Below are 22,086 nucleotides of genomic sequence, written 5' to 3' on the forward strand. Positions count from 1 at the left end.
CTGGAGCGCCGCGGAGTGCCGCGGAGTGCCGCAGGGCGGGATGATTGTCCGATTGAGTTAGGTTTGCTCTTGTATGCGGTTCCGGCGTTCCGGAGTCGTCGGTTGAACCGGACCGTCGAGGCGAAGTCAGCCGGCGGTCTGTGGCCCCCGGTCCGGGCGGGCTGGAAAGGCCGCCCTCCTCACCCGCTGGAAGGGGGAGGAGGACGGCCTTTCGTGTGCGTGGCTACGGGAAGCGGAACGAACGACTAGTCCGCTTCGCCCTCCAGGTTGCCCTCCGTGTCCAGGTAGACCTGGCGGAGGGATTCGAGGACCTGCGGGTCCGGCTTCTCCCACATGCCGCGGGACTCGGCCTCCAGGAGGCGTTCCGCGATGCCGTGCAGGGCCCAGGGGTTGGCCTCCTCCAGGAAGGCGCGGTTCTCCGGGTCCAGGACGTACGTCTCGGTCAGCTTGTCGTACATCCAGTCCGCGACCACGCCCGTCGTGGCGTCGTAGCCGAAGAGGTAGTCCACCGTCGCCGCGAGCTCGAAGGCGCCCTTGTAACCGTGGCGGCGCATCGCCTCGATCCACTTCGGGTTGACCACACGGGCGCGGAAGACGCGCGAGGTCTCCTCGACGAGGGTGCGGGTCTTGACCGTCTCCGGGCGGGTGGAGTCACCGATGTACGCCTCGGGGGCCGTGCCGCGCAGGGCGCGGACGGTGGCCACCATGCCGCCGTGGTACTGGAAGTAGTCGTCCGAGTCCGCGATGTCGTGCTCGCGGGTGTCCGTGTTCTTGGCGGCGACGGTGATCCGCTTGTAGGCGGTCTCCATCTCGGCGCGGGCCGGGCGGCCCTCCAGACCACGGCCGTACGCGTACCCGCCCCACACCGTGTAGACCTCCGCGAGGTCGGCGTCCGTACGCCAGTCGCGGGAGTCGATCAGCTGGAGGATGCCCGCGCCGTACGTGCCGGGGCGCGAGCCGAAGATACGGGTCGTGGCCCGGCGTTCGTCACCGTGCTCGGCCAGGTCCGCCTGGGCGTGGGCCCGGACGAAGTTCTGGTCCGCCGGCTCGTCCAGCGAGGCCGCCAGCCGGACCGCGTCGTCGAGGAGGCCGATGACGTGCGGGAACGCGTCGCGGAAGAATCCCGAGATGCGCAGCGTCACGTCGATGCGGGGGCGGCCCAGTTCCGCGAGCGGGATCGCCTCCAGGCCGGTCACGCGGCGCGAGGCCTCGTCCCAGACCGGGCGGATGCCCAGCAGGGACAGGGCTTCCGCCACGTCGTCGCCCGAGGTGCGCATCGCGCTGGTGCCCCACAGGGACAGGCCGACGGAGGCGGGCCACTCGCCGTTGTCCGTGCGGTAGCGGGTCAGCAGGGACTCGGCGAGGGCCTGGCCCGTCTCCCACGCGAGGCGGGAGGGGACGGCCTTCGGGTCCACGGAGTAGAAGTTGCGCCCCGTCGGGAGGACGTTGACCAGCCCGCGGAGCGGCGAGCCGGACGGGCCGGCGGGAACGAACCGTCCGTCCAGGGCGGCGACCACGTGGGCGATCTCGTCCGTGGTGCCGGCCAGGCGCGGGACGACCTCACGAGCGGCGAAATCCAGTACCGCGACGACGTCCGCCGAATGCGCCGAGGCGACCGCAGCCACCGCCGACGGGTCCCAGTCCGCGTCCTCCATCGCCTGGACCAGCGCGCGGGCCTGCTCCTCCACGGCGTCCGCCGAGGTGCGGGTGGCAGCCGACTCGTCCAGGCCCAGCGCCTCGCGCAGGCCGGGCAGGGCGGTCGTACCGCCCCAGATCTGCCGGGCCCGCAGGATCGCGAGGACCAGGTTGACGCGGGCCGCGCCCTTCGGGGCGCCGCCCAGCACGTGCAGGCCGTCGCGGATCTGGGCGTCCTTCACCTCGCACAGCCAGCCGTCGACGTGCAGCAGGAAGTCGTCGAAGCCGTCGTCGTCCGGGCGCTCGTCGAGGCCCAGGTCGTGGTCGAGCTTCGCCGCCTGGATCAGGGTCCAGATCTGCGCGCGGATGGCGGGGAGCTTCGCCGGGTCCATCGCCGAGATCTGGGCGTACTCGTCCAGGTGCTGCTCCAGGCGCGCGATGTCCCCGTACGACTCCGCGCGCGCCATCGGCGGCACCAGGTGGTCGACCAGGGTGGCGTGCACGCGGCGCTTGGCCTGGGTGCCCTCGCCCGGGTCGTTGACCAGGAACGGGTAGATGAGCGGCAGGTCGCCGAGGGCGGCGTCCGGGGCGCAGGCCGCCGACAGGCCGGCGTTCTTGCCCGGCAGCCATTCCAGGTTGCCGTGCTTGCCCAGGTGGATCATCGCGTCGGCGCCGAAACCGCCGTCCTCCGCACGGGCCTGGATCCAGCGGTACGCGGCGAGGTAGTGGTGCGACGGCGGCAGGTCCGGGTCGTGGTAGATCGCGATCGGGTTCTCGCCGAAGCCGCGCGGCGGCTGGATGAGGATGAGGAGGTTCCCGCGGCGCAGGGCCGCGAGGACGATGTCGCCCTCCGGGTTCGAGGAGCGGTCCACGAACATGTTGCCGGGGGCCTCGCCCCAGTGCTCCTCCACGCTCTCGCGCAGCTCGGCGGGGAGCTCGGCGAACCAGCGCTTGTAGTCGGCGGCCGGGATGCGGACCGGGTTACGGGCCAACTGCTCCTCGGTGAGCCAGTCCTGGTCGTGGCCGCCGGCCTCGATCAGGGCCCGGATCAGCTCGTCGCCGTCGCCCGAGACCAGGCCGGGGATGCCGTCGGCGGGGCCGAAGTCGTAGCCGCCGGCGAGCAGGGTGCGCAGCAGCTCCACGGCGCTGGCCGGGGTGTCCAGACCGACCGCGTTGCCGATGCGGGAGTGCTTGGTGGGGTACGCGGAGAGGACGAGGGCGATCTTCTTGTCGCGTCGCTCGATGTGGCGGAGGCGGGCGTGCCGTACGGCGATCCCCGCGACCCGGGCGGCACGCTCGGGGTCGGCCACGTAGGCGGGCAGGCCGTCCTCGTCGAGCTCCTTGAAGGAGAACGGGACGGTGATCAGACGGCCGTCGAACTCCGGGACGGCGACCTGGGTGGCGGCGTCGAGGGGGGACAGGCCCTCGTCGTTCTCCTCCCAGTTGCTGCGCGAGCCCGTCAGGCACAGGGCCTGGAGGATCGGCACGCCGAGCGCCGCGAGCGCGCCCGCGTCCCAGGACTCGTCGTCCCCGCCCGCCGAGGCGGTGGCGGGGCGGGTGCCGCCGGCCGCGAGGACGGTGGTGACGACGGCGTCGACCCCCTCCAGCTCTGCCAGCAGCTCCGGCTCCGGGGTGCGGAGGGAGGAGACGTAGAGCGGGAGCGCCTGCGCGTCCTTGGCCTCGATGGCCTCGCACAGGGTGTGTACGAAGGCGGTGTTGCCGCTCATCTGGTGGGCGCGGTAGTACAGCACGGCGACGCGGGGGCCGGTGGTCTGCCGGGCGGTGCGCTCCAGGGGGCCCCACGTGGGGGAGGCGGCGGGCGGCTCGAAGCCGTGGCCGGTGAGGAGGACCGTGTCCGAGAGGAAGCGGGCCAGCTGGTCGAGGTTGGCGGGGCCGCCGTGCGCGAGGTAGCCGTGGGCCTCGGCCGCGATGCCGATCGGGACCGTGGAGGCCTCCATCAGCTGGGCGTCCGGGGCCTGTTCGCCGGTCAGGACCACGACCGGGCGGGTCTGGCCGGGGGCCAGGAGCAGGTCGAGGCCCTCCTGCCAGGCGCGGAGGCCGCCGAGGAGGCGTACGACGACCAGGTCGACGCCGTCGAGGAGGCCGGGGAGGTCGTCCAGGGGAAGGCGGGAGGGGTTCGCGAACCGGTACGGGACGGGGCCGTCCGCGGCGCGGGCGCTGAGCAGATCGGTGTCGGACGTCGACAGCAGCAGGATCATGCGGCGGCAGGCCTTCCTCGGGGTTTCCGCGCCCCGGGCAGTGGGGACGGCGGGAGTTCCTGACTCACCCTTCGGCCGTGGCGGCCGGCGGGTTCACAGTGGCGGGACCGCGCCGGAATCTCACCGGGCTTCCTCCCATGTCGCCGTCCTCGGCGATGGCGGGCCGAGTGGTCCGCCGGAGGTCATCCTAGGGGGCCTTCGCCCTGGCCGGGAGCGGGGGTGGTCCGGGTACGGCTGCGCTGCGCCGGCTTGGGCGGGGTTGGTCTTCGGGTGCGGCGCCGTTGCGGGACTCTGCCCCGGACCCCGCGCCTCGAACTCCCCCGGCTACCGCCGGGAGGTGCCACCGGGCGGGGCCGGTTGTCGCCAGGCGTGGCTGGAACGGCCAAGGACGGAGTCGGACGGGCCGAAGCGAGGCCCGATCGGCCAGGGCGGGGCTGAATCGGCCGGGCGGGGCTGGAGTGGCGGGGCCGGGCTGGATTTGGCTGGTGGGAAGGTGCGGGGTGGTGACGGACACAGGTCGGGGGAGGGGAATCGTGGGTATGCTCGCCGCCATGCCCCAGCCCCCCTCCGCCGCATCGCGGGACGAACCCGTCATACGGGAGCGCGGTGACGCCTGCCCCGGCGCGCTGCGGCTGCACGCGGCGGACGACGGGTTCCTGGCGCGGGTCCGGATCCCTGGCGGGCTGCTCACGCCCCGGCAGGCCTCCGTGCTCGGGCTCGCTGCGGACCGGTTCGGGGACGGGCACCTCGAACTGACCTCCCGGGGCAACGTCCAGCTGCGCGGGCTCGACGACGGATGTGGCGCAGGACTCGCGGACCTGCTGGACGGGGCCGGGCTGCTGCCGGCGCCGAGCCACGAACGGGTCCGGAACATCGTCGCGACGCCGATGTCCGGGCTGGACGGTCCGGCCCGGCCCGACGCGCTGGCCTGGGCCCGCGCGTTCGACGGGCTGCTGTGCGCGAGCGCCCGGGCGGCGGCGCTGTCCGGGCGGTTCCTGTTCGCCTTCGACGACGGGCGCGGCGACGTCGCCGCGCTGAATCCCGACGTGACCGTGCTCGGCGGGCCCGACGGCCGGGCGCTGATCCGGCTCGGCGCGGCCGCCGACGCTGTGGAACTGGCCGCGCCGCACGCGGCCCGGGCGGCGCTGCTCGCCGCCGAGTACTTCCTCGACACCGCCGACACGGCCGGGACCCGGGCCTGGCGGGTGTCCGAGCTGCCCCCCGAACATCCTCTGGACGAAGCCGGGTTCACCCGTCGGCTGGCGGCCGCCGGGATCGAGGCGGCCGTCGTCACCGAGGTGGCCTGGCCGTACGCGCCGCCGCCCCGGCCGTGGGGCGCCGGAACCGGCAACCCGACGCACCTGTGCGTCCTGCCGCCGCTGGGGCGGATGAGCACCGAGCAGTGGCGGGTCCTCGTACGGGTCGCCGACCGGGGCGGCCGCGAGCTGCGCGTCACCCCTTGGCGGAGCGTCATCCTGCCCTCGGCCAGCACCCGCAGGCCCGTCCACGGCGCGGCCCTGATCGAGACCGCCGGCCTGGTCTGCGCCCCGGACGGCCCCTGGGAGTCCGTCACCGCCTGCACCGGCCGGCCCGGCTGCGCCAAGTCCCTGGCCGACGTACGCGCCGACGCGCGGGCAGTCGCCGAGCGGGCGCGGGGGCCGCTGCCCGTGCACTGGTCCGGGTGCGAACGCCGCTGCGGACACCCGCGCGGCACCGCCTGGGTGGACGTGGTGGCCACGCCCGACGGGTACCGGCTCGGCACCGACCCGGTGGCACCCGAAGAACTCGCCGCGGCCCTCGCCGCCGCCCGCAACCAACCCCGAGTGTCCGAAGCCGCAGTGAAGAAATGAGCGAGTACACCGTGTTCGAGTACGAGAAGGACGGCGCCGCGATCTACCGCCAGTCCTTTGCCACGATCCGCGCCGAGGCGGACCTCTCCGGGCTGCCCGCCTCGGTCGCCCAGGTCGCGGTGCGCATGATTCATGCCTGCGGGATGACCGACCTCCCGCAGGACCTGGGGTACACGCCCGAGGTGGTGCTGCGGGCCCGCGCCGCGCTGGAGGCGGGCGCGCCGATCCTGTGCGACGTGCAGATGGTCGCCAGCGGGGTCACCCGCAAGCGGCTGCCCGCCGACAACGAGGTGATCTGCACCCTCTCCGACCCGGCCGTACCGGACCTGGCCGCGAAGATGGGCACCACGCGCAGTGCCGCCGCCCTCGAAGTCTGGCGTGACCGGGGCCTGTTGGAGGGCTCCGTGATCGCCGTCGGCAACGCGCCGACCGCGCTCTTCCGGCTGCTGGAGATGATCGAGGAGGGCGCCCCGCGCCCGGCCGCCGTCATCGGCGTGCCCGTCGGATTCATCGGCGCCGCCGAGTCCAAGGACGCCCTCGCGGCCCACCCCTCCGGGCTCGACCACCTGATCGTGCGCGGCCGCCGCGGCGGCAGCGCGATCGCCGCCGCGGCCGTCAACGCCATTGCGAGCGTGGCCGAATGAACGCCGGACGTCTTTACGGCGTCGGGCTCGGGCCCGGCGATCCGTCCCTGATGACCCTGCGGGCCGTCGAGGTGATCGGCGAGGCGCAGGTCGTCGCGTACCACAGCGCCCGCCACGGCCGGTCCATCGCCCGCTCGATCGCCGCGAAGCACCTGCGCGCCGACCACATCGAGGAGCCGCTGGTCTACCCGGTCACCACCGAGACCACCGACCACCCCGGCGGCTACCAGGGCGCGATGGAGGAGTTCTACGAGGAGTCCGCCGCCCGGTTGGCCGCACACCTGGAAGCCGGGCGGACCGTCGCCGTGCTCGCCGAGGGAGACCCGCTCTTCTACGGCTCGTACATGCACATGCACAAGCGGCTCGCCGACCGGTACGAGGCCGAGGTGATCCCCGGCGTGACCTCGGTGAGCGCCGCCGCCGCCCGGCTCGGCACCCCGCTCGTCGAGGGCGAGGAGGTGCTGACGATCCTGCCCGGCACCCTGCCGGAGGAGGAGCTCACCGCCCGCCTCGCCGCCACCGACTCCGCGGTCGTGATGAAGCTCGGCCGCACCTTCCCCGCCGTGCGGCGGGCGATGGAGGCCAGCGGCCGCCTCGCCGAGGCGCGTTACGTCGAGCGCGCGACGATGGAGGGCGAGCGGACCGGCGTCCTGGCCGACACCGACCCCGACACCGTCCCGTACTTCGCCGTCGCCGTCGTGCCCAGCCGCATCGGCAACCCGGGCAGCGTGCCGTCCGGTCCGGGCCAGGTCGCCGTGGTCGGCACCGGACCGGCCGGGCCGCTCTGGCTCACCCCCGAGACCCGGCGTGCGCTGGCCGACGCCGAGGTGCTCGTCGGGTACACCACGTACCTGGACCGCGTACCCGTGAAGCCGGGCCAGATCCGGCACGGCTCCGACAACAAGGTCGAGTCGGAGCGGGCCGAGTTCGCGCTCGACCTCGCCCGCCGCGGCAAGCGCGTCGCCGTGGTCTCCGGCGGTGACCCGGGCGTCTTCGCCATGGCCACCGCCGTTCTCGAGGTCGCGGGGCAGCCGGAGTACAAGGACGTGCCCGTACGGGTCCTGCCGGGGGTGACCGCCGCCAACGCGGCGGCCGCCGCGGCCGGGGCCCCGCTCGGCCACGACTACGCCACGATCTCCCTGTCGGACCGGCTCAAGCCGTGGGAGGTCATCGCGGAGCGGCTGCGTGCCGCCGCCGCGGCGGACCTGGTGCTCGCCCTGTACAACCCGGGCTCGCGCAGCCGGACCTGGCAGGTCGCCCAGGCCAAGGAGCTGCTGCTGGAGCTGCGCGCGCCGCAGACGCCGGTGGTCGTCGCGCGGGACGTGGGCGGGCGGGAGCAGTCGGTGCGCATCGTGACGCTCGCCGAACTGGAGCCGTCCGAGGTGGACATGCGCACGATCCTGCTGATCGGCTCCTCGCAGACCCAGGTCACCGAGCGGCCGGACGGCTCCCGCGTCACCTGGACCCCGCGCCGCTACCCGTGACGGCGCCGGGGCACTGAGCCTCGAGGGTCCGGGCCGGCCCGCCGCCGTCCCGGGCCTTCGGGCTGTCCGGGGCAGCCGCGGTTCAGTGGCACAGGGCCGTGGCCACGACCGCCTGGAGGTCACCGGCCGGCAGCGCGCCTCCCCCGACCGGGGAGGCGAGGGCGACCGTCAGGTCTCCCCGAGCCAGGTGAGGGCGGCCAGGACCGAGCCGGTTTCCGGGACACCCTCCGGGATCGGGGGCCGGCGGACTACCAGGACCGGGATGCCGGCCTCGCGGGCCGCGGTGAGCTTGGGGGCGGTGGCGAAGCCGCCGCTGTCCTTGGTCACCAGAACGTCGATCCGGTGCCGCGCGAGCAGCTCCCGCTCACCCTCCAGGATGAACGGACCGCGAGCGAGCAGGACTTCGAGGCGCGGCGGCACCGGGGCCTGCGGCGGGTCCACCGAGCGCACCAGGAACCAGGTGTCGGCCAGATGCGCGAAGGAGTGCAGGCCCGTCCGGCCGGTGGTCAGGAAGGCCCTGCTGCCGAGCCCCGGCAGCAGGGCCGCCGCCTCGTCGAGGTCGGCCGCGAAGGCCCAGTCGTCGCCGGGAGCGGGGGTCCAGCCGGGGCGGCGCAGGGCCAGCAGCGGGACGCCCGTCAGGGCCTGCGCCTCGGACGCGTTGAAGCTCATGCGCTCGGCGAACGGGTGCGTCGCGTCGACGACGTGGGTGACGTCGTGGCCGATGATCCAGCCGGCCAGGTTCGCGATGCCGCCGAACCCGCCGATCCGCACCTCACCGGGCGGCAGCACCGGCGCCGCCACCCGGCCGGCGAGCGAGGTGGTCACCCGGTACGAGGGGTCCTCGGCCAGCGCCTCCGCGAGGCGGCGGGCCTCTGTCGTGCCGCCCAGGATCAGGACGTGCCGCCAGGGGCCCGGCTCAGCAGACATGCCGGTCGCGCTCGGCGGAGTACAGGTGGCTGTCCCGGAACTGCTCCGCGCCCAGCGTGCGGCCCACGATGATGACGGCCGTGCGGACCAGCCCGTGCTCCTTGACCTGGGCGGCGATGTCGGCCAGGGTGCCGCGCAGGATCAGCTCGTCGGGGCGGCTGGCCATCGCCACCACCGCGACCGGGCACTCGGCCCCGTAGTGCGGCAGCAGCTCGTCGACGATCCGGTCCACGTAACGGGTGGCCAGGTGCAGCACCAGCAGCGCGCCGCTGCGGCCCAGGGTGGCCAGGTCCTCGCCCGGCGGCATCGGGGTGGCCTGCTGGGCGATCCGGGTCAGGATCACCGTCTGGCCGACCGTGGGGACGGTCAGCTCCCGCTTCAGCGCCGCTGCCGCCGCGGCGAACGCCGGCACGCCCGGGACCACTTCGTACGGGATCCCGGCCGCGTCGAGCCGCCGCATCTGTTCCGCGACCGCGCTGAACACGGAAGGGTCGCCGGAGTGCAGCCGCGCCACGTCCTGGCCCGCCGCGTGCGCCCGTACGTACTCGGCGACGATCTCGTCCAGGTTCAGCCGGGAGGTGTCCACCAGCCGCGCGTCCGCCGGGCATTCGGCGAGCAGTTCGCGGGGGACGAGGCTGCCCGCATACAGGCAGACCGGGGCGGCGGCCAGGGTCCGGGCACCGCGCACCGTGATCAGGTCGGCGGCGCCGGGGCCCGCGCCGATGAAGTACACGGTCATGTCAGAGATCCTTCTCGTTCGTCGACTTCGTCACTGACCACTGGGTGACCGGCATGGCCTGCCGCCAGCCGGTGAAACCGCCGACCGGCACCGCGTGGGCGACCGAGAGCTTCACCAGTTCGCCGCCGTGGCGCCGGTAGCGGTCGGTGAGGACCGCCTCCGACTCCAGGGTCACGGTGTTGACCACCAGCCGGCCGCCGGGGGCGAGCGCCGCCCAGGCCGCGTCGAGCAGCCCCGGCGCGGTCAGGCCGCCGCCGATGAACACCGCGTCGGGGGCGGGGAGGCCGACGAGGGCGTCCGGCGCCGCGCCGACGACCACGCGCAGGCCGGGCACGCCGAGTGCCGCCGCGTTACGGGTGATCCGCGCGGCCCGCTCGGGGACGCGCTCCACGGCCACCGCGCGGCAGGAGGGGTGCGTGCGCATCCACTCGATGCCGATGGAGCCGGAGCCGCCGCCGATGTCCCACAGCAGCTCGCCGGGGGCCGGGGCCAGCGCGCACAGGGTCGCGGCCCGGACCCGGCGCTTGGTGAGCTGTCCGTCGTGCTCGTACGCGGTGTCCGGCAGGCCCGGGGTCGCGCCGATCCGGGGCGCCGGGTGGGAGGGGTCCCGGCGGCACTCCACGGCCACGACGTTCAGGGGATCGCCCGGCGGGTGGTCCCAGCCGTCGGCGAGACCCTCGTACGCGTCCTCGCGCTCGGAGCCGAGCTGCTCCAGCACCCGGATCCGGCTCGGGCCGAAGCCCCGCTCCCGGAGCAGAGCGGCGATCTCGATCGGGGACGCCGCTCCGGCGCTGAGCACCAGCACCCGCCGCCCCTCGTACAGCGCGGCCGCGACCCGGGCCACCGGACGGCCGACGACGGTGACCACCTCGGTGTCCTCGACCGGCCAGCCCAGGCGGGCGCAGGCGTAGGAGACGGACGAGGGGTGCGGGTGCACCCGCAGGGCCTGCGGCCCCAGCTCCTGCGCGAGGGCCCGGCCGATCCCGTAGAACATGGGGTCACCGCTGGCCAGCACGGCGATCCGGCGGCCGGCGTGCTCCGCCATCAGCTTCGGCACGGCCGGCCGCAGCGGGCTGGGCCACGCCACCCGTACCCCGGGGCACAGGTCGGCGGGGAGCAGGTCCAGCTGGCGCGGGCCGCCGATCAGCACCTCGGCGGCACACAGCGCGGACCGCGCGGCGGCGGTGAGCCCGGCCCAGCCGTCGGCGCCGAGGCCGACGACCGTCACGGGTATGGGGGGCGGTGCGGAGCTCACTGCGCGGTACCTCGGAACGGGAAGCGGAACGGGGGGCGGACCGCAGCCTACTGGCCTGCGCGTACGCCTGCCCGTACGACCCCCGCTCCCACCCCGGGCCCGCGCCGGTCTACCCTCGGTAACCCACTGATCGCGAGGGAGCCCGCCATGCCCGGCTGGAACGCCACGAACATCCCCGACCAGAGCGGCCGGACCGCGGTCGTGACGGGGGCCAACAGCGGGATCGGCTACGTCACGGCCCGCGAGCTCGCCCGGCGCGGCGCCTCGGTCGTGCTGGCCTGCCGTAGCGCCGCGCGCGGCCGGGCCGCCGAGGTCCGGATGCGTTCCGAGGTGCCGGGCGCCGCGGTCGAGTTCGCCCCGCTCGACCTTGCCGATCTGGCATCCGTACGGGAGTTCGCCAAGGCTTACGGGCAGCGCCGGGACTCCCTGGACCTGCTGGTCAACAACGCGGGCGTGATGGCGCTGCCGTACGGACGGACCGTCGACGGGTTCGAGGCGCAGTTCGGGGTCAACCACCTCGGGCACTTCGCGCTCACCGGGCTGCTGCTGCCGAGGCTGCGGGCCGCGGCGCCGGGCGCACGGATCGTCACCGTCTCCAGCGGCTTCCACGCGCTCGCCGACGTCGACCTCGACGACCTGGGCGGCGACGAGCACGGCTACCGGCGCTGGATCGCCTACGGCCGCTCCAAGACCGCCAACCTGCTCTTCACCCACGAGCTGTCCCGGCGGTTCGCCGCCGCCGGCTCCACCCTCGTCGCCGTCGCCGCGCACCCCGGCTACGCCTCCTCCAACCTCCACGCCGGAGCGTCGAAGCTGGAGGGCCCCACCCTCAACTCCCGGGTGGCGGCGTTCGGCAACGCGTTCGTCGCGCAGCCCGCGGCCTCGGGCGCGCTGCCCACGCTGTACGCGGCCACCGCGCCCGGGGTGCGGCCGGACGACTTCATCGGGCCGCGGTTCGGCTGGCGCGGGGCGCCGGTGCGGTCCTGGCGGGCGAAGCGGACCTTCGACGACCGGTCCGGCGAACTGCTCTGGGCCGCCTCGGAGAAGCTGACGGGAGTCTCGTACGGGTCCCTGCCGCGCTGATCCGCCGGGCGCGCGGCCGGCGGGCGCGGAGACGCCGGGCACGGTGATCCGCGGGGGGTACGGAGGAGTCCCCGAGCGCCCCCGTCCGCCCCCCGGACGCCTCCGGGCGCCCCGGACGGTACCTGACCAGGGCATCCCGGCCGCCGGACAATCGGTGGCATGGACGACGCTCCGGACAACCACCCAGACCAGGACCCGTCCAGCTGGTCACGCCGGGCTCGCGGGGCTAGTCGGGGCGCAGGGAGCGCCAGATGCGGTCCGGGAGGTAGCGCGCGGCCTCCGTCAGATCGATCTCGTAGGTGCTGGACAGCCAGCGGCGCGCGGCCTCTGCGAGGGGGCCCATGACCATGACCTCGATCACGGGGGCCGGGAGGGGAGCGATCTCGCCGCGCTCCATGCGCGTCCCCAGCCACTGCATGATGGCCGCGAACTTCTCCGCCTTGGCCGCCCCGATCTCCTCGGCGTGGGCCACGAGGTAGCCGGAGTAGGCCGACGCGTGCAGGAACAGTGCGACGTCCCGGTGTTCCTGGGTGAAGCGCAGATAGGAGGTCACCCACGCCTGGACGCCGGTACGCGCCGTCCGGCACCGGGTCAGCGCGGCCACCATGTCGTCGCACAGCTGGTCCATGCACCGGATGTAGAGGGCGGCGGCCAGGCCGTCGAAGTTGCCGAAGTGGTGGTAGAGGCTGCCGAGGCTCACACCGCTGGCCGCGACGACCGCGTTCACCGTGAACCCCTGCTGGCCGGATTCGGCGAACACCCGCAGCGCGGCGGTCAGGATCAAGTCGACGGTGGCCTCACCGCGTTGTTGCTTAGGAGACATGAGGGTTCCCGTCGGTGTCCGTCGCGGTGGTTCCGTGAGCTGTTGGGCGGAAAGAGAGCGTAGCAAGACCTGGAACTAGAGGATTTTTCTAGAAAGGCTCTCCATGAAAGCGGCCGACGCGCCACACTGGGCAGTCAGCCGGACCCGTGTGCACCCGCCCCCCTCATCCCTTGGAGCAGCCGGTGTCGTCGCAGGAATTCCCCCTCCAGCTCACCCCCCAGCAGGCTGCCCACGGTGTGATCCTCACCGTCGAGCTGCCGACGGGCCCGGCGCGTGTCCGCATCCCGCACTGCCGGGACGGGGACCTCGTCCGGGCCCGCGTCGGTGGCGCCGAGGTGCTGCTGCGCATCCGGGTGGCCGGGGCCGGGGCAGGGGCGGGAGCCGCGGGTGCGCCGCAGCCCGGACCGGCGGCCGCCACTGCGGGCGGCCGCGGCTGCCTGGTGGCGCTGGCGGTCGTGGTGGCGCTCGTCATCGGCGCCGTCGTGCTGAGCGGCGGGGACGACGGCGACGGCAAGGCTTCCGCCGCCGCGACGCCCACCGGGTCGGCGAGCCCGACGCCCACTCCGTCGCCCAGCGCCTGGAGGACCGGGACCCTCGCCCCGTCGGGCCGGGCGTCCCTCCCGGCAGCCAGCCGGGAGCCCAGCCTGGAACCCAGCCCGGAGCCCACCCCGTACGACCGCGGTACCTGCCTCAACGGGAGCCTGCCCGACTCGACGACCGCCCAGCGGGTCGACGACGTCGACGAGGTCTCCTGCTCGGCGTCCGACGCCCACTACCGGGTGGTCGAGACCATCCCCTCCACCTCGGAACTGGACCGCTGCAACAACAACCCCAAGACCCAGTACGCGTTCTCCCACCGGTACACCATCAACGGCAGGGTCATCAGCGAGTACGTGTACTGCCTGGTCGGCATCGGCTCGTACGCCCGCTGAGCCACCGTCGCCGGAAGCGCTACGAGGACTTCGCGGCGCGTTCGTACAGGGTCCGGACCCCGTCGCCGAAGTAGCTGCTGTACGAGGTCTCGTCGTCGCCCCCGCCGTCGCGGCCGCCGATCACCCCGATCAGCGTGTGCCCGTCGGTCAGCACCGGTCCGCCGCTCGTGCCGTTGGGCACGTCCGCGCAGTCGAGGCGCAGCTGCGTCGGCCCGGCGGCGCGGGCGGTGTTGCGGCAGTCCAGCGGCTGCTCGGAGGTGTTGGGGTAGCCCACGAGCCGGGCGGGCGCGGGCAGTTCGGGCCCGAAGGCGATCTCCTCGGCGCCGGTGACGTCCTCCAGCCGCTGGCCGGGGTAGCCGGGCCGGCGCAGCCGGACGAAGGCGACGTCGTGGTCCGGGTCCTGGTCCTCGGTCCAACGGGGGTCCACGTCGATCCGGGTCGGCACCCAGACCCCGTACGGAGCCGCGCCGTCCAGGTAGCCGGGAGCGAAGGCGAGGTTGGTGCGGAACCCGCGCGTGTACACGCAGTGGGCGGCGGTGGCGATGAGGTCGCCGGCGGGGGAGTGGACCACCACGGCCGAGCAGTGGTGGTCGGCATCGCCGTCGTCCCCGGGGGAGAAGAGCGCTCCGACGGCGGGCTCGGCGGGCGCCGGCCGCGCCTCCAGGGGGTCGGAGGGCTGCCACCCCGCCGACCTCCAGTGCGCCGAGGTACCGCTGTCGGCGAAGGCCTTGCCGTCCGTCGGCGGGTCCGGGACCTCGTGGGCCATCCCTTCCAGGACGGCGGCCGCCGTCCGGTCGGCCCGCTCGGGATCCTGCTGGTAGACGCCCTGCGCGGCATCCCCGTCCGCGCGGTGGGCGGCGAAGCCGCGCAGCTCCCACAGGTACCCCGCGCCCACGATGACCAGCGCGCCGAGGACGCCGACGAGCACGGAGGCCCGTACGGCCCGCCCGTGAACCTTGCTGAACATGTGGCACTCCCCGCCCCGCAGACGCGTCCGACTCTCCGTTCGATGGGGAGATCGACGGGATGGGTTCCGAAATCCGGACGTGTCCGTTCTCACAGCGGCACCCGGCCGCCGCCGCGTCACGCGCCGGTCTGCCGCGTGTCACTCAACTCGGCTACCCTCTGGACGACTTGAGCCGCACGGGACCGGCGGAGCGCACCGCCGTCAGGTCGGGGCCCGGCAGCCGGTACGACCGCAACCACCACCCGCGGCTGAGCCGGGCCCGCGAACGGCTCAGGAACCGGTGGGCGAGGTCTCCAGCCGCCGGGCCGGCTGGGGTTCCGCCGGGACGAGGCTCGCCTCGATCTCGTCCAGCGCGCGGCGGGCGGCGGCGATCCGCTCCTTGACGTCCTGCCCGCCCGCGTCGGGGTCCTTGGCCGGGGCCGGGACCCGGCTGGCCTCCTCCTCGATCTCACGTGCCTCGTCGAGGGAGTTGAGGACGACACCGATGAGGACGTTCACCAGCACGAAGGAGGCCAGCAGGGCGTACGAGGCGTAGTAGACGATGCTCAGGCGGGAGATCTGCAGTCCCGCGCGGACGGCGTCGGTGAGCCCGTCGAGCGTGGTCAGCAGGAACAGGGTGAGCGCGGCCCGGCCCACCGAGCCGTAGTGCCCGGGGTCCGATTCCGCGAAGCAGACCCAGCCGACCATGGCGTACACGTACAGCACCAGCGCGCCGACGAACAGGAAGCTGGCGGTGCCCGGCAGGCTGCGGCCGACGGCGATCAGCAGGATGCGCAGGTGCGGCAGGAAACGCGCGGTGCGCAGGACGCGGGCCAGCCGCAGCATCCGCAGGAGGGTGGTGTTCTCGCGGACCATGGGGACGAAGGCGGAGACCACGATCGCCAGGTCGAAGAGGTTCCAGGGGTCCCGGAAGAATGCTTTCGGCTTGTCCGCGTGCGCGCCCATGCGCATCAGCATCTCCAGCGTGAACAGGACGAGGCAGCCCTCCTCCGCGGCCCGCAGCATCTGCCGGTACTCCGCGGCCAGCCCGCTGTAGGTCTCCACCCCCATCAGCGCCGCGTTGAGCAGGATCAGGCAGAAGACCGCCAGCCCGAAGGCTGGTGCCTCCGTGGCCACCCGGCATCTGGCCGCCAGCTTCACGCGGCCGCGCCCGGCCGGCATCGGGACTGTCATCGTGCTCCTCGTACTCGTATCACCGCAGGCCACCCCCGTGGGGAGTGGTGGTCGCCCCTTCTAACGCCCCACATCCGTCCGGGTTTCACTCATGCGCGCGCGGCTGTGCGGCGGGCCCCCTCGGAGATCCCGAACCGGGGCGGGCCCGGCGCCCGCTCCAGGAGTCGCGCAGGACCCGGAAACGGACGGTGATGTCCGTACGGCGCCGGGCCGGCGGGGCCGCAGGGGTGGACGTACGGGGTTAGGGGCGGCTAGGGGATCTGCGGCGCCCGGACCAGGCCGTAGGTTCCTGGCGGAAACCGATGGGCACCGAGCGAAGGAGCACCCCATGGCCGAGGTCAAGGAGACCCCCGAGGCGTGGACCACCCCGGACTTCGTCGCGTACGAGACGGCCTTCGAGGTCACCGCGTACGCCGCACGTCTGGAGAAGTGAACCGACTGTCGGCGGGCGGGAGTCCGGGTGACGGGCTCCCGCCGTGGCGGGAGAACACATGACGGCAATTCTGGACGAGTCCGAGTTCATCGGCGCGCTGCGCGCGCTGTCCTCCTCCTACTGGGGCGCTCACCCCTTCCACCGCCGGCTGCACGGCGGCGAGCTCGACCGGCGTGCCCTGCGGCTGTGGGCCGCCAACCGCTGGTACTACCAGCGGATGCTGCCGCAGAAGGACGCGGCGATCATCAGCAACTGCCCGCTCCCCGAGATCCGGCGCGCCTGGGTGGACCGGCTGGCCTACCACGACGGGACCCCCGACGACGAGGGCGGCATCGCGCGCTGGCTGCGGCTGTGCGAGTCCGTGGGCCTGACCCGCGAGGAGGTCCTGGACGAGCGGCACGTGGTCCCCGGGGTGCGTTTCGCGGTCGACGCGTACGTCACCTTCGCCCGGACCCGGCCGTGGGCCGAGGCCATCGCCTCCGGACTCACCGAGATGTTCGCCGGGCACCTGATGACCCGCAGGGTCGCGGACATGCTCGCGCACTACGACTGGATCAGCCGCGGGGACCTGGCCTACTTCACGGACCGCATCGAGGCGGTGTCCGGTGAGGGCAAGGGCACCCTGGACATCGTCGTCCGGCACTGCGTGACACGGGAGCAGCAGGACGCGGCCGTCGCCGCGCTCGCGTTCAAGTGCGACGTGCTGTGGCAGATGCTGGACGCCGTCGAACGCGCCGCCGCCACCGGCGAATAGCCACCGGACCTGCAGAAGGAGTGGCCGTGGACCGGCCCGTGCTCGGCCGCGGAGTGCGGCTCATCTACGACAAGACGCGGCAGACCCATGTCGTGCTCCACCCGGAAGGGGTGCTCGTGCCCAACGGGACGGCCGTTTCGGTACTCGAACTCTGCGACGGCGCCACGACCGTGCCGCAGATCACCGCGGCGCTGGGCGCCAGATACGCCGGCGTCCGCGAGACGGAGGTCGGCACCGTCCTGGAGCGGCTCGCCGAGAAGGGCGTCGTGCGATGGATCTGACCACCGGCCGCCCCGCGAGCGCGGCCCCGCCGCTCGGACTGCTCGCGGAGCTCACCCACCGCTGCCCGCTGCACTGCGCGTACTGCTCCAACCCGCTGGAACTCATCGAGCGCGAGCGAGAGCTGACCACCGGACAGTGGCTGGAGGTGTTCACCCAGGCGCGCGAGATCGGCGTACTGCAGGTGCACCTGTCCGGCGGCGAGCCGCTGGCCCGCCCCGACCTGCCCGAGATCGTCTCGCACGTCAGAGGCCTCGGCTGCTACGTCAACCTCGTCACCAGCGGCCTCGGCCTCAGCGAGGCACGGCTCGCGGACCTGGTCGAGCGCGGGCTGGACAACGTACAGCTGTCGGTACAGGGCGCCGACGCGGCCCGCGCCGACCGGCTCGCGGGGGCCAAGGCCCACCACCACAAGATCGCCGCCGCCGCGCTGGTCCGGAAGCACGGCCTTCCGCTCACCGTCAACGCCGTACTGCACCGCGCCAACCACGACCAGCTGGCGGGCTTCATCGAGCTGGCCGAGAGCATGGGAGCGGACCGGCTGGAGCTCGCCAACACCCAGTACTACGGCTGGGCGCTGCGCAACCGCGAGGCCCTGATGCCCACCCGCGAGCAGCTGGCGGCGGCCGAGCCGGTCGTGCGGGCAGCCATGGAGCGGCTGAAGGGCACGATGGAGATCGTGTACGTGCTCGCCGACTACTACGAGCCGTACCCCAAGCCGTGCATGCACGGGTGGGGGGCGATCCAGCTCACGGTCGCGCCCGACGGCACCGTGCTGCCCTGCCCGGCCGCCGGCGCGATCACCACCCTGGAACTCGACAACGTCACCGAGAAGCCGCTGGCCGAGATCTGGTACGGATCCGGCTCCTTCAACGCCTTCCGCGGCGAGGAGTGGATGCCCGACCTCTGCCGTAGCTGCGACCGGCGCTCCGTCGACCACGGGGGCTGCCGCTGCCAGGCCTTCCTGCTCACCGGGGACGCCGCGGCCACCGACCCGGTCTGCTCGCGCTCCGGTCAACGCGGCACCGTGGACCTGCTGTTGTCGGGCATCTCGCCGAACCCGCCCGAGCTCGTGATGCGCGGACCGGTGGCGGGACGCCGATGAGGGCCGTCCTGCTCGGCACCGCTGCCGGGGGCGGCTGCCCGCAATGGAACTGCGCCTGCCCGGTCTGTACGTCGGGTGCGCCCGCGCGGTGCCAGGACGGGCTCGCGGTCAGCGCCGACGGGGTGCGGTGGTACCTGGTCAACGCCTCGCCCGACATCCGCGCGCAGGTCCTCGCCACACCCGAGCTCGCGGCGGGCCCCGGGCCGCGCGAGACGCCGGTGCGGGGGGTGCTGCTCACGGACGCCGAGATCGACCACACGCTGGGCCTGATGATGCTCCGCGAAGGGGCCGGGCTGCGGGTGTGGGCACCGCGGGCGGTGCTCGGCGCGCTGGACGAGGCCTTCCCGGTGCGGGGGATCCTCGGCGGTTACAGCGGCTGGGAGTGGTCCGAGACGGCCGTCGACAAGGAGCAGGACGTCGGCGGGCTGCGGGTCGGCGTCTTCGCCGTCGGCGCCAAACGCCCCAAGTACGCGCGCTCGCTGCCCGAGGACGGGCCGGGGGACGGCCCGTGGGTGGTCGCGTACCGCTTCGAGGACCCGGCCACGGGCGGGGCCCTCGTGTACGCGCCGTGCCTGGCCTCCTGGCCGCCCGGTTTCGAAGAGTTCACCGCCGGGGCCGGCTACGTCCTGCTCGACGGTACGTTCCACTCGGCGCGGGAGTTCGGCGGGGCCACGGGTTCGGCCGGGGCGACCGGAGCACAGGCGGCGATGGGGCACCTGCCGGTGACCGGGGAGGGCGGGAGCCTGGCCCACATCCGGCGGCTGCGGGCCGCGCGGCCGGGCACCAGGTGGGCGTACACCCATCTCAACAACACCAACCCGATGGCGGACCCGAGCTCCGGGGCCCACCACGAGGTGCGCGCGGCGGGGGCGGAGATCCCGGCCGACGGGACGCGCGTCGAGCTCTGAAGCCCGACGGCGAAGGGTCCGCCCGCCGTTCAGGCGGCCGGACCCTTCGCCGTGGTGTCAGACGAGCTGTTGCCGTACCAGGTCGATCACCTGGGGGGCGTGCTGGTTGAGGTAGAAGTGGCCGCCGGTGAACCAGTGGTAGGTGGTCGGGCCGTCGGTGTGGTCCGACCAGGCCCGGGCCTCCTCGGCGGTGACCTCGGGGTCGCTGTCCCCGTTGAGGACCACCACGGGGCAGGTCAGGGCCGGGCCCGGGCGGTAGCGGTAGGTCTCCGCGGCCTTGTAGTCGCCGCGGATCGCCGGGAGCACCGACCGCAGCAGCTCGTCGTCGGCCAGTACCGCCGGATCCGTCCCGCTCATCCGCCTGATCGTGGCCAGCAGCTGTGCGTCGGGCGCGAGGTGGACCCGCTCGTTCTCGCGGTGGTGCGAGGGGGCCCGCCGTCCCGAGGCGAACAGGGCCGCCGGGCGGACGCCGGCCGCCTCCAGCCGCAGCGCCACCTCGAAGCCCAGGGTCGTGCCCAGGCTGTGCCCGAACAGCGCGACCGGCCGGTCGCACCACGGCCGCAGCTGCGCGAAGACACGGTCCGCGAGCTCCCGTACGTCGTCCACGCAAGGCTCGTGGCGGCGGTCCTGGCGCCCCGGGTACTGCACGGCCACCACGTCGGCCCGCGGGGACAGGGCCCGGGACACGGGAAAGTAGTAGCTGGCCGAGCCGCCCGCGTGCGGGAAGCAGAACAGCCGTACGGGGGCCTCCTCGGCGGGGTGGAAGCGGCGCAGCCAGGCGCCGGGCGCGGTCGCGGTCACGGTCGTGGCGGTCGTCGTGGTCGTCGTGGTGTAGCGGTTCATCCTCGGTGGGTGTCCTTTCGGTGGGGACCGGGCCCGCTCACAGGGCGGTCCAGGTGCCCGGCGGGCGCCAGCCGCGCGCGGGACCCCAGGCGGCTGCCCGGGGCCGGGCCGCGGCCTCCTCCCCGGCCGCGTCCCGCCGCCGGGCGGCGGAGAGCAGGACGAGGAGGACGGCGGCGAGTTCCGTGCTGTCAGGGGCGCCGCGCACGACGGTCATGTGTGGTTCGGCCCGCTCGCTCATCGGGCGTGCTCCTCGGTCGCAGGGGATGTCGGTCAGAACGGCGGGTTGCCGTGCTTGCGCTCGGGCAGTGGCACGTGCTTGGCCCGCAGCGCGTCCAGCGCGTCCACCAGCACCTGCCGGGTCGTGGCCGGGTCGATGACGTCGTCCACGAGGCCCCGCTCCGCGGCGTAGTAGGGGTGCATGAGTTCCTGGCGGTACTGCTTGACGCGCTGCGCGCGCGCCGCCCCGGGGTCGTCCGCGGCCGCGATCTCCCGGCGGAAGACGACATTGGCGGCGCCTTCCGCGCCCATCACCGCGATCTCGTTGGTGGGCCACGCGAACGACAGGTCCGCGCCGATCGAGCGGGAGTCCATGACGATGTACGCGCCGCCGTACGCCTTGCGCAGGATCACCTGCACCCGGGGCACCGTGGCCGCGCAGTACGCGTACAGCAGCTTCGCGCCGTGCCGGATGACTCCGCCGTGCTCCTGGTCGCTGCCCGGCAGGAAGCCCGGCACGTCCACCAGGGTCACCAGCGGGACGCTGAACGCGTCGCAGGTCTGCACGAACCGGGCCGCCTTCTCCGCGGCGTGGATGTCCAGCACCCCGGCGAGCGAGGCGGGCTGGTTGGCGACGATGCCCACCACGTGCCCGTCGAGCCTGGCCAGACCGCAGATGATGTTGGTCGCCCAGTTGGCGTGGACCTCGAACAGATCACCGTCGTCGACGATCTCCTCGATCACGGCACGCATGTCGTACGAGCGGTTCGGGTCGGCCGGCACCAGGTCCGACAGCGCCTCGTTCCGGCGGTCGGCGGGGTCCGTGGCGGCCACGAACGGCGGCATCTCACGGTTGTTGGACGGCAGCAGGGACAGCAGGTGCCGTACCTCCTCGAGGCATTCCTCCTCGGTGTCGTACAGGAACGCGCTCGCGCCGGAGACCGAGGAGTGGACCTGCGCGCCGCCGAGGTCGTTGTGGCTGATCTTCTCGCCGGTCACCGCCTGCACCACGTCCGGACCGGTGATGTACATCTGCGCGATGTCGCGCACCATGAACACGTAGTCCGTCAGGGCGGGGGAGTACGTCGCCCCGCCGGCGCACGGCCCGAGCATCACGCTGATCTGCGGGATCACCCCGGACGCCGCGACGTTGCGGCGGAAGATGCCGCCGTAGCCGGCGAGCGCGGTGACCCCCTCCTGGATCCGGGCGCCCGCGCCGTCGCTGAGCGACACCAGCGGGGCGCCGGCCGCCACGGCGAGGTCCATCACCTTGTGGATCTTCTGCGCGTGCGCCTCGCCGAGCGAGCCGCCGAAGATCCGGAAGTCGTGCGCGTACACGAACACCCTGCGGCCGTCGACCTTGCCCCAGCCGGTCACCACGCCGTCGGTGTGCGGCCTGCGGTCCTCCAGGCCGAAACCCGTGGCCCGGTGCCGGCGCAACTGCTCGATCTCGCGGAACGTGCCCGGATCGAACAGCAGGTCCAGCCGCTCGCGCACGGTCAGCTTGCCGCGGGCGTGCTGCGCCTCGGAGGCGCTCGCGGACGGCCCCAGCTCGACGGACTCCTTGATCGCTCCTAGTTCGGCCACTCGGACACTGACATCGGCAACTGACATGCTCCACCCGTCTCTTCGGCCATCGGGGCCCGCCGACAGCGGCGCCGCCCTGGGCAGTGCGTGCCATTGAAGGCGTCCGGGGCGCGCGCGGAGAACACCGACCACCCCCCTGACCTCACCGGGAACCGCCCACACCCCCGCCCAGCAGGCACGTCGCCACGGGCAGCGCGGGCACGCGCCGTGCGGCGCGGGGAACGGGCGGG

General features: G+C 73.9%; 20 protein-coding genes and 1 riboswitch. Of the genes, 10 read left to right on the forward strand and 10 right to left on the reverse strand.

All coding sequences use genetic code 11. From position 1 onward, the window contains the following. Positions 1-245 precede the first annotated feature (245 nt). Complete coding sequence (cobN, locus tag AB0D48_RS23705; RefSeq protein ID WP_362400272.1) at positions 246-3,854, reverse strand: cobaltochelatase subunit CobN; 3,609 nt, start codon at positions 3,852-3,854, stop codon at positions 246-248. A 53-nt stretch (positions 3,855-3,907) separates the two neighbouring features. Further along, positions 3,908-3,989: riboswitch (cobalamin riboswitch) on the reverse strand. Positions 3,990-4,405: 416 nt separating this feature from the next. Between cobN and cobG the strand changes: the two genes are divergently transcribed. From cobG to AB0D48_RS23720, 3 genes are read left to right on the forward strand one after another with little or no spacing between them, the layout of a single operon-like run. Then, a complete protein-coding gene (gene cobG / locus AB0D48_RS23710) occupies positions 4,406-5,704 on the forward strand; it encodes a precorrin-3B synthase (protein ID WP_362400275.1) in 1,299 nt (432 codons plus the stop codon). After that, positions 5,701-6,348, forward strand: a complete 648-nt coding sequence (locus AB0D48_RS23715) for a precorrin-8X methylmutase (RefSeq protein WP_362400278.1) — start codon at positions 5,701-5,703, stop codon at positions 6,346-6,348. Before cobG ends, AB0D48_RS23715 begins: the two co-directional genes overlap by 4 nt. After that, positions 6,345-7,832: a precorrin-2 C(20)-methyltransferase gene (locus tag AB0D48_RS23720; RefSeq protein ID WP_362400281.1), complete on the forward strand. Its 1,488-nt coding sequence runs from the start codon at positions 6,345-6,347 to the stop codon at positions 7,830-7,832. Before AB0D48_RS23715 ends, AB0D48_RS23720 begins: the two co-directional genes overlap by 4 nt. 168 nt (positions 7,833-8,000) lie before the next feature. Here the strand turns inward: AB0D48_RS23720 and AB0D48_RS23725 are convergent, their stop codons facing one another. From AB0D48_RS23725 to cbiE, 3 genes are read right to left on the reverse strand one after another with little or no spacing between them, the layout of a single operon-like run. Further along, positions 8,001-8,759: a cobalt-precorrin-6A reductase gene (locus tag AB0D48_RS23725; RefSeq protein ID WP_362400284.1), complete on the reverse strand. Its 759-nt coding sequence runs from the start codon at positions 8,757-8,759 to the stop codon at positions 8,001-8,003. After that, a complete protein-coding gene (cobM, locus tag AB0D48_RS23730) occupies positions 8,749-9,498 on the reverse strand; it encodes a precorrin-4 C(11)-methyltransferase (RefSeq protein ID WP_362400287.1) in 750 nt (249 codons plus the stop codon). Before cobM ends, AB0D48_RS23725 begins: the two co-directional genes overlap by 11 nt. 1 nt (position 9,499) lies before the next feature. Continuing rightward, entirely contained in the window at positions 9,500-10,753 is a 1,254-nt protein-coding gene (gene cbiE / locus AB0D48_RS23735; protein WP_362400290.1) for a precorrin-6y C5,15-methyltransferase (decarboxylating) subunit CbiE, read from the reverse strand. Between the two features lie 147 nt (positions 10,754-10,900). Here cbiE and AB0D48_RS23740 point away from each other — a divergent pair, with 147 nt between their 5' ends. Continuing rightward, positions 10,901-11,836, forward strand: coding sequence for an oxidoreductase (locus tag AB0D48_RS23740; protein ID WP_362400293.1), 936 nt, complete (start codon positions 10,901-10,903; stop codon positions 11,834-11,836). A 226-nt stretch (positions 11,837-12,062) separates the two neighbouring features. On the opposite strand, the gene AB0D48_RS23745 is transcribed toward AB0D48_RS23740, so the two are convergent. Next, entirely contained in the window at positions 12,063-12,659 is a 597-nt protein-coding gene (locus AB0D48_RS23745) for a TetR/AcrR family transcriptional regulator (RefSeq protein WP_362400296.1), read from the reverse strand. Positions 12,660-12,841: 182 nt separating this feature from the next. Between AB0D48_RS23745 and AB0D48_RS23750 the strand changes: the two genes are divergently transcribed. After that, complete coding sequence (locus AB0D48_RS23750; protein WP_362400299.1) at positions 12,842-13,591, forward strand: hypothetical protein; 750 nt, start codon at positions 12,842-12,844, stop codon at positions 13,589-13,591. 19 nt (positions 13,592-13,610) lie between these two features. Here the strand turns inward: AB0D48_RS23750 and AB0D48_RS23755 are convergent, their stop codons facing one another. Next, positions 13,611-14,558, reverse strand: a complete 948-nt coding sequence (locus tag AB0D48_RS23755) for a serine protease (RefSeq protein ID WP_362400302.1) — start codon at positions 14,556-14,558, stop codon at positions 13,611-13,613. Between the two features lie 270 nt (positions 14,559-14,828). Further along, a complete protein-coding gene (locus AB0D48_RS23760) occupies positions 14,829-15,731 on the reverse strand; it encodes an ion transporter (RefSeq protein WP_362400305.1) in 903 nt (300 codons plus the stop codon). 328 nt (positions 15,732-16,059) lie between these two features. Here AB0D48_RS23760 and pqqA point away from each other — a divergent pair, with 328 nt between their 5' ends. Genes pqqA through pqqB form a run of 5 tightly spaced genes read left to right on the forward strand, consistent with a single transcriptional unit; the run spans position 16,060 to position 19,210 of the window. Next, positions 16,060-16,164, forward strand: coding sequence for a pyrroloquinoline quinone precursor peptide PqqA (gene pqqA, locus AB0D48_RS23765; RefSeq protein ID WP_362400308.1), 105 nt, complete (start codon positions 16,060-16,062; stop codon positions 16,162-16,164). Positions 16,165-16,222: 58 nt separating this feature from the next. Beyond that, positions 16,223-16,918 (forward strand): pyrroloquinoline-quinone synthase PqqC, encoded by a 696-nt coding sequence (gene pqqC / locus AB0D48_RS23770; RefSeq protein ID WP_362400311.1) that lies wholly within the window; start codon positions 16,223-16,225, stop codon positions 16,916-16,918. 26 nt (positions 16,919-16,944) lie between these two features. Then, positions 16,945-17,199: a pyrroloquinoline quinone biosynthesis peptide chaperone PqqD gene (gene pqqD / locus AB0D48_RS23775; RefSeq protein ID WP_362400314.1), complete on the forward strand. Its 255-nt coding sequence runs from the start codon at positions 16,945-16,947 to the stop codon at positions 17,197-17,199. Then, entirely contained in the window at positions 17,190-18,302 is a 1,113-nt protein-coding gene (pqqE, locus tag AB0D48_RS23780) for a pyrroloquinoline quinone biosynthesis protein PqqE (RefSeq protein WP_362400317.1), read from the forward strand. The genes pqqD and pqqE overlap by 10 nt, the downstream gene beginning before the upstream one ends. Continuing rightward, positions 18,299-19,210 (forward strand): pyrroloquinoline quinone biosynthesis protein PqqB, encoded by a 912-nt coding sequence (gene pqqB / locus AB0D48_RS23785; RefSeq protein WP_362400320.1) that lies wholly within the window; start codon positions 18,299-18,301, stop codon positions 19,208-19,210. Before pqqE ends, pqqB begins: the two co-directional genes overlap by 4 nt. Positions 19,211-19,267: 57 nt before the next feature. On the opposite strand, the gene AB0D48_RS23790 is transcribed toward pqqB, so the two are convergent. Genes AB0D48_RS23790 through AB0D48_RS23800 form a run of 3 tightly spaced genes read right to left on the reverse strand, consistent with a single transcriptional unit; the run spans position 19,268 to position 21,883 of the window. Beyond that, the gene (locus tag AB0D48_RS23790; protein WP_362400323.1) at positions 19,268-20,053 is read right to left on the reverse strand and encodes an alpha/beta fold hydrolase; all 786 of its coding nucleotides are present in this window, start codon (positions 20,051-20,053) and stop codon (positions 19,268-19,270) included. 37 nt (positions 20,054-20,090) lie between these two features. Then, a complete protein-coding gene (locus AB0D48_RS23795) occupies positions 20,091-20,291 on the reverse strand; it encodes an acyl-CoA carboxylase epsilon subunit (RefSeq protein WP_362400326.1) in 201 nt (66 codons plus the stop codon). Between the two features lie 32 nt (positions 20,292-20,323). Then, the gene (locus tag AB0D48_RS23800) at positions 20,324-21,883 is read right to left on the reverse strand and encodes an acyl-CoA carboxylase subunit beta (protein ID WP_362400329.1); all 1,560 of its coding nucleotides are present in this window, start codon (positions 21,881-21,883) and stop codon (positions 20,324-20,326) included. Positions 21,884-22,086 lie beyond the last annotated feature (203 nt).

The sequence above is a fragment of the Streptomyces sp. NPDC048269 genome (genome assembly GCF_040652395.1).
GTDB lineage: Bacteria > Actinomycetota > Actinomycetes > Streptomycetales > Streptomycetaceae > Streptomyces.

Excerpts from the sequence above, each read along its gene's own strand:
- cobN (WP_362400272.1), bottom strand. The coding sequence starts at position 3,854 with ATGATCCTGCTGCTGTCGACGTCCGACACCGATCTGCTCAGCGCCCGC.
- AB0D48_RS23740 (WP_362400293.1), top strand. The coding sequence starts at position 10,901 with ATGCCCGGCTGGAACGCCACGAACATCCCCGACCAGAGCGGCCGGACC.
- AB0D48_RS23725 (WP_362400284.1), bottom strand. The coding sequence starts at position 8,759 with ATGTCTGCTGAGCCGGGCCCCTGGCGGCACGTCCTGATCCTGGGCGGC.
- pqqC (WP_362400311.1), top strand. The coding sequence starts at position 16,223 with ATGACGGCAATTCTGGACGAGTCCGAGTTCATCGGCGCGCTGCGCGCG.
- pqqA (WP_362400308.1), top strand. The coding sequence starts at position 16,060 with ATGGCCGAGGTCAAGGAGACCCCCGAGGCGTGGACCACCCCGGACTTC.
- AB0D48_RS23800 (WP_362400329.1), bottom strand. The coding sequence starts at position 21,883 with ATGTCAGTTGCCGATGTCAGTGTCCGAGTGGCCGAACTAGGAGCGATC.
- AB0D48_RS23745 (WP_362400296.1), bottom strand. The coding sequence starts at position 12,659 with ATGTCTCCTAAGCAACAACGCGGTGAGGCCACCGTCGACTTGATCCTG.
- AB0D48_RS23760 (WP_362400305.1), bottom strand. The coding sequence starts at position 15,731 with ATGACAGTCCCGATGCCGGCCGGGCGCGGCCGCGTGAAGCTGGCGGCC.
- AB0D48_RS23790 (WP_362400323.1), bottom strand. The coding sequence starts at position 20,053 with ATGAACCGCTACACCACGACGACCACGACGACCGCCACGACCGTGACC.
- pqqB (WP_362400320.1), top strand. The coding sequence starts at position 18,299 with ATGAGGGCCGTCCTGCTCGGCACCGCTGCCGGGGGCGGCTGCCCGCAA.
- AB0D48_RS23795 (WP_362400326.1), bottom strand. The coding sequence starts at position 20,291 with ATGAGCGAGCGGGCCGAACCACACATGACCGTCGTGCGCGGCGCCCCT.
- AB0D48_RS23720 (WP_362400281.1), top strand. The coding sequence starts at position 6,345 with ATGAACGCCGGACGTCTTTACGGCGTCGGGCTCGGGCCCGGCGATCCG.
- cobM (WP_362400287.1), bottom strand. The coding sequence starts at position 9,498 with ATGACCGTGTACTTCATCGGCGCGGGCCCCGGCGCCGCCGACCTGATC.
- AB0D48_RS23715 (WP_362400278.1), top strand. The coding sequence starts at position 5,701 with ATGAGCGAGTACACCGTGTTCGAGTACGAGAAGGACGGCGCCGCGATC.
- AB0D48_RS23755 (WP_362400302.1), bottom strand. The coding sequence starts at position 14,558 with ATGTTCAGCAAGGTTCACGGGCGGGCCGTACGGGCCTCCGTGCTCGTC.
- pqqE (WP_362400317.1), top strand. The coding sequence starts at position 17,190 with ATGGATCTGACCACCGGCCGCCCCGCGAGCGCGGCCCCGCCGCTCGGA.
- cobG (WP_362400275.1), top strand. The coding sequence starts at position 4,406 with ATGCCCCAGCCCCCCTCCGCCGCATCGCGGGACGAACCCGTCATACGG.